The following is a 1,482-nucleotide window of genomic DNA, read 5'->3' as shown; positions in this document are numbered from 1 at the left end:
GAACCTGGCCCACGCCTTCCTCACCCCCGTCACCGGCGGGAACTTCCTGACGCTCTCCACCGACAACCTCCTGGCGCACTTCATGCAGATTCGCGGCTTCTACGGCGACTCCGAACTGCGTTCCGTCACCGCCGCCAGCCTCGACGGAGCGCTTCCGCATATCGCCGAGGACGAAACAGCAGGCAATCTGGACGAGTTCACCGGCCGTGTCCTGGCCGCCACGAAAGCCTGATGCCAGTGCCGACATCCCTGGCGCTCTGCTTCGACGCGCCCTTGCAATCGTGGGGCCTCACCGCGCGCTTCACCGTCCGCGACACCGCAAGCGAGCCGACCAAATCCGGGGTCGTCGGCCTGCTCGCCGCGGCGCTCGGCGTACCGCGCGACAAAGACGACGCAGTCGCAACGCTGGCCAACCTCCGCCTCGGCATCCGGGTGGACCGCGAAGGGCTCATGGAACGGGACTTCCACACCGCCCAAAACGTCCCCACCACGGAAGGACGAGGCTGGCGCACCGTCACCAGTCATCGCTACTACCTGGCTGATGCCCTCTTCCTCGTCGTCGTCGAAGGCGACTCCCAGCTTTTGACTGAGCTCCACCAGGCCGTTCAACAGCCGCGCTGGCCGCTGTACTTCGGACGGAAAGCGTTCGTGCCAGCCCGCCCCCTTGTCACCGGCGAGGACAGTTCAGGTCCGCTCACCGGGATGGGACTCATCCAGCGTCCCCTGGGGGACGTCCTCCGGGATCACCCGTGGCTGGAAACCCGCACAGACGTCCGGCGCCATGAGAGGCAACGGATCGAATCCGGCGGAACAACGGTCGGCCTGCGCACCCTCACCGACTGCGCGGCCTCCCAACCAGGAGCCCAACCTCGCCACGACCACCCCATCTCCTTCAGGCATGGTGACCGCCGCTTCCGCATCCGCTCTGTCCTCGCAGGCCACCAGCCGCTCACCATCGACCTGATCAAAGCGGGAGACCCAGCGTGTTCCTGACCAAACTCGACATCAACGCCGCTTCCCGCGAGTTCCGCAGGGACTACACCGACGTCCAGCACATGCACCGCACGATCATGTCTGGCTACCCCAACCTCGCCGGCGACGAACCCGCCCGCCAAGCCCATGGTGTCCTCTGGCGCCTCGACCCTGCCCAACACGGCTTCACCCTCTACGTGCAAAGCCACACCAAGCCCGACTGGACCAGCCTCACCCCCGGCTACCTGCAAGAACCCGCCCACGTACGCGATCTTTCCTCGATCCTCGAGGCCGTCCAACCCGGCCGCAAACTCGCCTTCCGCCTCGTCGCCAACCCCACCCGCGCCCAACCGGCCAAGGGAGAACCCGGGCAACGGGCGCGAGGGAAACGAGTCGCCCATCGAGACCCCGAAAAGCAGATCGAATGGCTCGCCCGGCAAGGCGAACGCCACGGATTCGTCATCCCTCTCGGCGTCAACGGAAAACCCGACATCGCACCCTCACCCACAC

Annotated in this window: 2 protein-coding genes and 1 pseudogene; all 3 read left to right on the top strand. The window is 66.4% G+C overall.

The window, feature by feature from the left end; all coding sequences use genetic code 11:
- Positions 1–232, top strand: a pseudogene (locus FNH05_RS38695) (type I-E CRISPR-associated protein Cas7/Cse4/CasC); the annotation flags it as partial.
- Between the two features lie 5 nt (positions 233–237).
- The gene (cas5e, locus tag FNH05_RS37265; RefSeq protein WP_186382945.1) at positions 238–993 is read left to right on the top strand and encodes a type I-E CRISPR-associated protein Cas5/CasD; all 756 of its coding nucleotides are present in this window, start codon (positions 238–240) and stop codon (positions 991–993) included.
- Positions 984–1,482: type I-E CRISPR-associated protein Cas6/Cse3/CasE (locus FNH05_RS37260; RefSeq protein WP_144593521.1), on the top strand; the 499-nt coding region annotated here is incomplete at its 3' end. The genes cas5e and FNH05_RS37260, both read left to right, overlap by 10 nt.

Origin of the sequence: Amycolatopsis rhizosphaerae, assembly GCF_007713715.1 — a bacterium.
GTDB classification, from domain to species: domain Bacteria; phylum Actinomycetota; class Actinomycetes; order Mycobacteriales; family Pseudonocardiaceae; genus Amycolatopsis_E; species Amycolatopsis_E rhizosphaerae.
The sequence above is the reverse complement of the archived record's forward strand: the minus strand, read 5'-3'. Positions and strand labels throughout refer to the sequence as shown.